General features: G+C 61.6%; 9 protein-coding genes. 7 read left to right on the top strand and 2 right to left on the bottom strand.

What is annotated here, in order from left to right:
* Together EN906_RS15330 and EN906_RS15325 are read right to left on the bottom strand one after the other, a co-directional pair.
* On the bottom strand, nucleotides 1–513 hold a 513-nt coding region (locus EN906_RS15330), incomplete at its 3' end, for a phosphoenolpyruvate hydrolase family protein (protein WP_164777185.1).
* 13 nt (nucleotides 514–526) lie between these two features.
* Entirely contained in the window at nucleotides 527–1,723 is a 1,197-nt protein-coding gene (locus EN906_RS15325) for a Tm-1-like ATP-binding domain-containing protein (RefSeq protein WP_127375242.1), read from the bottom strand.
* A 111-nt stretch (nucleotides 1,724–1,834) separates the two neighbouring features.
* Between EN906_RS15325 and EN906_RS15320 the strand changes: the two genes are divergently transcribed.
* From EN906_RS15320 to EN906_RS15290, 7 genes are all read left to right on the top strand, one after another.
* The gene (locus tag EN906_RS15320) at nucleotides 1,835–2,530 is read left to right on the top strand and encodes a TetR/AcrR family transcriptional regulator (protein WP_127268332.1); all 696 of its coding nucleotides are present in this window, start codon (nucleotides 1,835–1,837) and stop codon (nucleotides 2,528–2,530) included.
* Between the two features lie 360 nt (nucleotides 2,531–2,890).
* Nucleotides 2,891–4,207, top strand: coding sequence for an extracellular solute-binding protein (locus tag EN906_RS15315; protein WP_127268333.1), 1,317 nt, complete (start codon nucleotides 2,891–2,893; stop codon nucleotides 4,205–4,207).
* 70 nt (nucleotides 4,208–4,277) lie between these two features.
* Nucleotides 4,278–5,183, top strand: coding sequence for a sugar ABC transporter permease (locus EN906_RS15310; protein WP_023812446.1), 906 nt, complete (start codon nucleotides 4,278–4,280; stop codon nucleotides 5,181–5,183).
* A gap of 1 nt (nucleotide 5,184) precedes the next feature.
* Nucleotides 5,185–6,144 (top strand): carbohydrate ABC transporter permease, encoded by a 960-nt coding sequence (locus EN906_RS15305; RefSeq protein WP_127268334.1) that lies wholly within the window; start codon nucleotides 5,185–5,187, stop codon nucleotides 6,142–6,144.
* Nucleotides 6,141–6,362, top strand: a complete 222-nt coding sequence (locus EN906_RS15300) for a hypothetical protein (protein ID WP_127268335.1) — start codon at nucleotides 6,141–6,143, stop codon at nucleotides 6,360–6,362. Before EN906_RS15305 ends, EN906_RS15300 begins: the two co-directional genes overlap by 4 nt.
* Nucleotides 6,359–7,462 carry an ABC transporter ATP-binding protein gene (locus tag EN906_RS15295; protein ID WP_127272298.1) on the top strand — a complete coding sequence of 368 codons (1,104 nt, stop codon included), beginning with the start codon at nucleotides 6,359–6,361 and terminating at the stop codon, nucleotides 7,460–7,462. Before EN906_RS15300 ends, EN906_RS15295 begins: the two co-directional genes overlap by 4 nt.
* A gap of 106 nt (nucleotides 7,463–7,568) precedes the next feature.
* Nucleotides 7,569–7,840, top strand: a 272-nt coding sequence (locus EN906_RS15290) for an ATP-binding cassette domain-containing protein (protein WP_164777184.1), incomplete at its 3' end; no start/stop codon positions are given.

Here is a 7,840-nt window from a genome sequence, read left to right as displayed (position 1 = left end):
GGCGCGGGCCTCGTCGGGGTTGAAGACATAGGGCGTGGTCAAGAGATCGAGCTTGTGCGCCTCGGCGATCATGTCGACCTCGAGCCCGAAGCCCATGCCGGTTTCCTCGAAGCTTTGCCGCATGCTGCCGTCGAACAGGCCGATGGTGGGAAAGTTCTGCACGCCGGAAAAGCCCATGGTCTTCAGCTCTGCCAGCAGCAGCGGCATGATGACGAACGGGTCGGTGCCGTTGACGCCGGCCAGCACAGGCGTGTGTCTGACCACCGGCAGCACCTCGTAGGCCATTTCCTTGACGATCTCGTTGGCATTGCCATAGGCGAGCAGGCCGGCGGCCGAGCCGCGCCCGGCCATGCGGTAGCGGCCGGAATTGTAGATGATGATGAGGTCGATGCCGCCAGCCTCCTCGGCTTTCGCCGACAGGCCGGTGCCGGCGCCGCCGCCGACGATCGGCACGCTCTTGGCGATCATTCCCCTGAATTTCTTCAGTATATCCTTGCGCGGTATGGCGGGCATCTTTCTGGATCTCTCACTGTCTGGCGATGTCGAGGAAGGCTGATGTTGCAGCCTTTGCGAATTCCGGGTCGTTGATATGCAGCGGCAGGCGCGTCACGCGGCGCTTGCTGTTGGGTTCGATGGTGCGCTCGATGGCATCGAACAGAACGGCGTCGGCTTCCGGGTTGAAGAAGGCGCCGCCTTCGATGTCGAGCGCCGAGACGCCTTTTTCCGGGATGAGAAAATGCACCGGCCCTCCGCAGCGGGCGAGTCTGGTGCCGATCCACTCGCCGATCGCGCGGCATTCGTCCGCCGTGGTGCGCATCAGCGTGACATTGGGATTGTGTTCGTAGAACAGCCGATCGCGATAGGGCTCCGGAATGGTCGAAGGCGCCCAGAAGTTCACCATGTCGAGCGCGCCGACGGAGCCGACATAGGGCAGCCCCGTGCGAACTATGGCGCCGAAACGATCCTCCGTCGCCGGCAGCACGCCGCCGAACAGCAGATCGCAGACTTCGGTCGTGGTGATGTCGACGATACCGGACAGCAAGCCGCTGTCGGCCAGCTTTTCCATGCTGCGGCCGCCGGTGCCGGTGGCGTGGAAGACCATGCAGTCATATCTGGAACGGAGCTGGTCGGCGATGGCGGTCACGCAAGGCGTTGTGACGCCGAACATGGTGAGGCCGATCGATGGTTTGCCGTCGGGTGGCGGCGCCGGCTTGGTTGCCATGCCTACGATCGCCTGGGCGGCATTGTGCAGCACGACACGGGAGATCCGGTTCAGTCCGGCCATGTCGGTCACCGCAGGCATCATGATGATGTCGGAGACATCGACATAGGGTGCGGTATCGCCGGAGGCGAGCGTCGAGACCATGATCTTGGGCAGGCCGAGCGGCAGGGCGCGCATGCCCGACGTGATGATCGAGGTGCCGCCGCCGCCGCCAATGCCGATGATGCCGGAAATGTCGGCGCGCGACTGGACGAAGCGGGCGAAGGCGATGCCCATCGCGGCGACCGCGGCGCCACGGTCATTGCCGCCGAGCACGGCGTCACGGCCGCCGGGATGATGGTCGGCGATTTCCCTCGCGCCGATATCGACGGGGATGGTTGCGTCGCGCGTTCCGAAAGCGACACGACAAACGAGGGCGCCCGCAGCAGTGATCGCATCGGCCAGGAAGGCGAGCTCCTCGCCCTTCGTGTCCGCGGTACCCGCCACATAGATACGCTTCATTGCGCTCCCCCGATCCTGGCAGGCGCGATGCCGCCCCCATTGCTCATTGCCCGGGCCACTCGACGATGCGGACACCATTGCAAATTTTTGAGACGCGCGTATCGTATTGGTATGAATGTCTCACGTCAACAATCCACTGCGAGCGACGACGCTGAACGGGCAACCGGCCCGGTGCCCGAACGTGGGCCGCGCGCGCGGACCAAACGGCTGATGCTGGAGACGGCAACGAGGCTGATGCAGGCGGGCGTCACGCCCTCGGTCAGCGAGGTCGCCGAGGCGGCCGAGGTTTCCCGTGCCACCGCCTATCGTTACTTCCCGAGCCAGTCGGCACTGGTGCAGGCCGTCGTCGACGAGGGGCTGGGGCCAATCCTCACCTGGCAATCGACCTCCGCCGATGCCGAGCGCCGGGTCGCGGAGCTGTTCGATACGGCCATGCCGCGCATCGAGGCCTTCGAGGCCACGTTCAAGGCAGCACTGAAGCTGTCGCTCGATCAATGGGCGCGGCGTCAGGCCGGCACGCTGGGCGCTGAGCCCGCCTTTACGCGCGGCCATCGCATCGACTTGCTGAAAGATGCGATCGCGCCGCTCAAGAGCCGTTTGCCGCCGCGCGACTTCAAGCGGCTGGCGCAGGCGCTGTCGCTGATCTTCGGCGTCGAGGTGCTGATTGTGCTCAAGGATATCTGGGGACTGGACAGCCGCCGGACGAGGGCGGTCGCACAGTGGGCAGCCGGGGCGCTGGTGCGTGCGGCAGTCGCGGAATCGGTCGATGAAGGAGGCAGCCCCGATCCGAAGGCAGTCATGAAATAGAGCCTATCTGGTTCGACCAGATTGGCATGCACGCTACTGATCTTAGCCGTTGAGTGGGGTGTCGGACAATACCCAATCATATCACTGAGTAGGAAAATCTTGGTAAAACAGGCAGATAAAGCCGGAATCCGATGGCAATGGCCACGTCAAGCTGTCAAGAAAGGGCTTGACGCGCATGCAAAATTGGTAATACCAGATTGGATCAGAAAAGCGGATCGAAAGTGAGGGCTGCGATCCATTTTCCGGCAGGGGCGAGGAGGCTCGAAACCGGGAAGGTGCGATCACGGGAGGAACTACCAGGGCCGGCCCCGTTGCCGGCTCGCACGATAAGGTAGAACGCGCACAAGGGAGGAAATCATTATGCGCAAGTTAGTGACCAGCGCACTTGCTGGTATCGGCTTAACGCTTGCCTGCGGAACGTCCGTTTACGCGCAGGACAAAGAACTCACCATATTCTGGGCGGAATGGGATCCGGCGAACTATTTGCAGGAACTCGTCAATCTCTACGAGGCCGAGACCGGCGTGAAGGTCACGGTCGAAACCACACCTTGGTCCGACTTCCAGACCAAGGCATTCACCGAGTTCAACGCTAAGGGCAGCGCCTACGACATGGTGGTCGGCGACTCGCAGTGGATCGGTGCCGCATCCGAGGCGGGCCACTATGTCGACCTTACCGACTTCTTCAACAAGCATAATTTGAAGGAGGTGATGGCGCCGGCGACTGTCAAGTACTACGCCGAATATCCGTCGGCCTCTGGCAAGTACTGGTCGATCCCGGCCGAGGGTGACGCAGTCGGCTGGTCCTACCGTAAGGACTGGTTCGAGGACCCCAAGGAAATGGAAGCCTTCAAGGCCAAGTATGGCTACGATCTCGGCGTGCCGAAGGATTTCAAGGCGCTGCGCGACATTGCCGAATTCTTCCACCGTCCCGACCAGAAGCGCTACGGCGTCGCCATCTACACCGACAATTCATATGATGCCCTGGTGATGGGCGTCGAGAACGCCATCTTCTCCTACGGCGGCGAACTTGGCGACTATGCCACTTACAAGGTCGACGGGATCATCAACTCCGATCAGAACGTCAAGGCGCTCGAGGTCTACAAGGAACTCTATTCCTTCACACCTCCTGGTTGGGCCAAGAGCTTCTTCATCGAGGACAACCAGGCGATCACCGAGAATCTGGCTGCGATGAGCATGAACTACTTCGCCTTCTTCCCGGCGCTCATCAACGAAGCCTCGAACCCGAATGCCAAGAACACAGGCTTCTTCGCCAACCCTGCCGGCCCGAACGGCGACCAGTTCGCCGCGCTCGGCGGCCAGGGCATCTCCGTCATCTCCTATTCCAACAACAAGGAAGAGGCGATGAAGTTCCTGGAATGGTTCATCAAAGACGAGACGCAGAAGAAGTGGGCGGAACTCGGCGGTTACACGGCAAGTGCCAAGGTGCTCGAGTCGCCTGAATTCCAGAACGCCACGCCTTACAACAAGGCTTTCTACGAAACCATGTTCAAGGTGAAGGACTTCTGGGCGACGCCGGAATATGCCGAGCTGCTCATCGCGATGAACCAACGCGTCTATCCGTACATCACCGGCAATCAGGGCACGGCCAAGGAAGTGCTCGATGCGCTCGCCGCGGACTGGAACGCGACGTTCAAGAAGTACAACCGCGTGAAGTAAGCGGTACTAACGCTCGGAAGGGGTGGGAGCCCACCCCTTCCGTTTTCTTTTCTCAAGGAAGGAACTGGCCTTGGCCACTGCAGTCATGACCACGCTGGATCCCAACTCGCGCTCCGCCACCCGCGGCATGAGCGATCTCACGATCCGAAATCTCTTCATCATTCCGACGATCGTTTTCCTGATCGTCTTCAACATCTTTCCACTGCTCTATTCGCTCGGCTATTCGTTCACCGACTTTCGCGCGTCGAGCCCGGCGGCGGCCAATTTCGTCGGACTGCAGAATTACCGCGAACTGCTGAACGACCCGTTCATCTGGTCGAATTTCGCCATCACCGCCAAATATGTCATCGTCTCCGTGGTCGGTCAGGTCATCGTCGGCTTTGGCGTGGCGTTGCTGCTCAACCGCGATATCCCGCTGAAGGGCCTGCTGACGACACTGCTGCTGTTGCCGATGATGCTGTCGATGGCCGTCGTCGGTCTGTTCTGGAAACTGCTCTATGATCCATCATGGGGTGTCATCAACTATGCACTCGGCCTCGGCAATTTCGAGTGGCTGTCCAACCCTGACATGGCGCTCTACGCGGTTGCCATCACCGACATCTGGATGTGGTCGCCCTTCGTCATGCTGCTGTCGCTTGCCGGCCTGTCGGCAGTGCCGAAGCACCTCTACGAGGCGGCGGCGATCGACCGCGCCGGCTCGTTCTATACCTTCTTTCGCATTACGCTGCCGCTGGTCGCGCCGATTCTGATGATCGCGATCATCTTCCGCACCATGGAGGCGTTCAAGACCTTCGATCTCGCCTACATCCTGACCAGCCAGCCAACCACCGAGGTGATCTCGATCCGGCTCTACAAGATGGCGTTCCAGGAATGGCAGACCGGGCGCTCCTGCGCGCTTGCCTACATCGTGCTGATCATGGTGCTGGCTATCACCAACATCTACGTCAAATACCTCAACAAGGTGAAGGAGCGCTGAGATGGCCGCCGTCCGCACTTCTTCCGAAATCGGCTTCAATCGCGTCGCCATCGTCGTCGTCCTTTTGGTGACGATCATCTTCCTGGCGCCGATCTACTGGATCGCCTCGACGGCGTTCAAGCCGCGCAATCTTGCCACGACCATCCCGCCGACGGTGGTGTTCCAGCCGGAGATATCGCCCTTCGTCAAACTGTTCACCAAGCGCTCGCAACTGCGCAGCGCGCCGACGCCGGAAGAGTATGCGGCAGCGCCCTGGTGGGAGCGCGTCGTCTTCGACGGCGGTGAAAAGATCGTGCGCGACGGCAAGGGCCAGGTGCAATGGTCCGGCTATCCGAGCCGCTTCATGAACTCGCTGATCATCGCCATCACCTCCACGGTGCTGGCGGTCGGCATGGGCACCTTCACCGCCTATGGCTTTTCGCGCTTCAAGGTGAAGGGGGAGGCTGACCTGCTCTTCTTCATCCTGTCGACACGCATGCTCCCGCCGGTGGTGGTGGCGATCCCGATGTTCCTGATGTACCGGGCGGTCGGCCTCAACGACACGCATGTGGGCCTGATCATCCTCTACACCGCGTTCAACCTGTCCTTCTCGGTGTGGCTGATGAAGGGTTTTATGGATGAGATACCGAAAGAGTATGAAGAGGCGGCCCTGGTCGACGGTTACACGCGCATGGAGGCCTTCTTCAAGATCGTGCTGCCCGAGGCGGCCACCGGCATCGCCGCCACCGCGGTGTTCTGCTTCATCACCGCGTGGAACGAATATGCCTTCGCACTGATCATGACCAACCGCCGCGCCCAGACCGCACCGCCCTTCATCCCGAGCCAGGTCGGCTCGGGCCTGCCGGACTGGACGGTGATCGCCGCCGGAACCTTTCTATTCCTGCTGCCGGTCGCGATCTTCACGTTCCTGCTCCGCAACCATCTGCTGCGCGGCATGTCCTTCGGAGCGATTCGCAAATGAGCTTTCGTGCCATCAACCAGAAATATCTGGAGCCCGGTTCGCAGGTGCTGATGGTGCTCGGCATCATAGCACTCTGCCAGCCCTGGAACCTGTTGTTGCACACATATGGCCTGACCATCATCCTGATCGGGCTGGTCGGCTTCAACGTAACCTCCAAGATCGCGCCTGAGGAAAAGGCCGGCACCGGCCAGGTGCGCAATCCGGGAGCACAGCATTGACCCAGATCGAGCTTCGCGGCGTCCAGAAATTCTTCGGCGCCGTCCAGGTCATCAAGGACCTGAACCTCAAGATCGCCGACAACGAGTTCATCGTTCTGCTCGGCCAGTCGGGCTGCGGCAAGACGACGACGCTGCGGGCCATCGCCGGGCTGGAAACGATCGACGAGGGCGACATCCTCATCGACGGCAAACCGATCCAGCATCTAAAGGCCGCCGACCGCGACATTGCCATGGTCTTCCAGTCGTTCTCGCTCTATCCGCATATGAGCGTCTACGAGAACATCGCCTTCCCCTTGCGCGCCACGCGCAAGAGCAAGACGGAGATCGACAGCGAGGTTCGCTCCGTCGCCAAGACGCTGCAAATCACCGATCTGCTGGACAAGAAGCCATCGGCGCTCTCGGGTGGCGACATGCAGCGCGTCGCCATTGGCCGGGCGCTGGTGCGGCGGCCGAAGGCCATGCTGATGGACGAGCCGATCGGCGCGCTCGACGCCAAGCTGCGCGAGGAGATGCGCGCGGAAATCAAGCGGCTGCACATCAAGCAGGGGTCGACAACCATCTATGTGACGCACGACCAGATCGAGGCGATGAGCCTCGCCGACCGCATCGTCATCATGCATGAAGGCGTGCTGCAGCAGGTCGGCTCGCCCGACGAGGTCTATTCGCACCCGGCCAATCTGTTCGTGGCGCAATTCGTCGGCAGTCCGGTGATGAACGTCGCCGATGCGGCAGTCGCCGAGACGGCGTCCTCGGTCTCGGTGACGGTCGGCGGGGCTCCCGCCGGCTTCGAGTTCCCGCGGGCGCTGCTGTCGAAGCTCAACGGCCATGCAGGCGGCCAGCTCGCGCTCGGCATCCGGCCGGAAGGCGTTCTCATCCGCCGCGAGGCGACGGAGGGGTTTTTGCCGGTCGAGACGCAGATCGTCGAGCCGCTTGGCTCCTTCGACATTGTCGATCTCAAGGTCGGCTCAAAGATGCTGCGCGCACGCACCAAGAGCGGCTTCGTCGCCGGTCCCGGCCAGAAGGTGTTCGCCAGGATCGATCCGGCCCAAGCGCATTTCTTCGACACGGCAAGCGGCAAGTCGCTGGGAGTGAGATTGTGATGGCCGAAGGACACGAAAGGCCAATGACTTGGCCTTTCGAACAATCGAACGCCCGGAGCTATAGCGGAGGGCAGACACCCTCGAAAAAGAGATCGGGACGATAGACATGGCCCATATCCAGCTCAAGAACATCTCGAAGACTTTCGGCAACCACACTGCGCTCACCGGGCTCGATCTCGATATTGCCGATGGCGAGTTCTTCGTGCTGCTGGGCGAGACGGGCGCCGGCAAGACGACGACGCTGCGGCTTATCGCCGGCCTGGAAAAGCCGAGCGAAGGCCAGGTCTTCATCGACGGCGTCGACGTCGCCGACTGGGGTGCGGCCGAGCGTGACGTGGCGCTGGTGCTGCAGCAATACTCGCTCTATCCGCGCTACAC

It is taken from the genome of Mesorhizobium sp. M7A.F.Ca.CA.004.06.1.1 (genome assembly GCF_003999135.1).
Classification (GTDB): Bacteria; Pseudomonadota; Alphaproteobacteria; order Rhizobiales; family Rhizobiaceae; genus Mesorhizobium.
The sequence above is the reverse complement of the archived record's forward strand: the minus strand, read 5'-3'. Positions and strand labels throughout refer to the sequence as shown.

Excerpts from the sequence above, each read along its gene's own strand:
- EN906_RS15325 (WP_127375242.1), bottom strand. The coding sequence starts at position 1,723 with ATGAAGCGTATCTATGTGGCGGGTACCGCGGACACGAAGGGCGAGGAG.
- EN906_RS15320 (WP_127268332.1), top strand. The coding sequence starts at position 1,835 with ATGAATGTCTCACGTCAACAATCCACTGCGAGCGACGACGCTGAACGG.
- EN906_RS15315 (WP_127268333.1), top strand. The coding sequence starts at position 2,891 with ATGCGCAAGTTAGTGACCAGCGCACTTGCTGGTATCGGCTTAACGCTT.
- EN906_RS15305 (WP_127268334.1), top strand. The coding sequence starts at position 5,185 with ATGGCCGCCGTCCGCACTTCTTCCGAAATCGGCTTCAATCGCGTCGCC.
- EN906_RS15300 (WP_127268335.1), top strand. The coding sequence starts at position 6,141 with ATGAGCTTTCGTGCCATCAACCAGAAATATCTGGAGCCCGGTTCGCAG.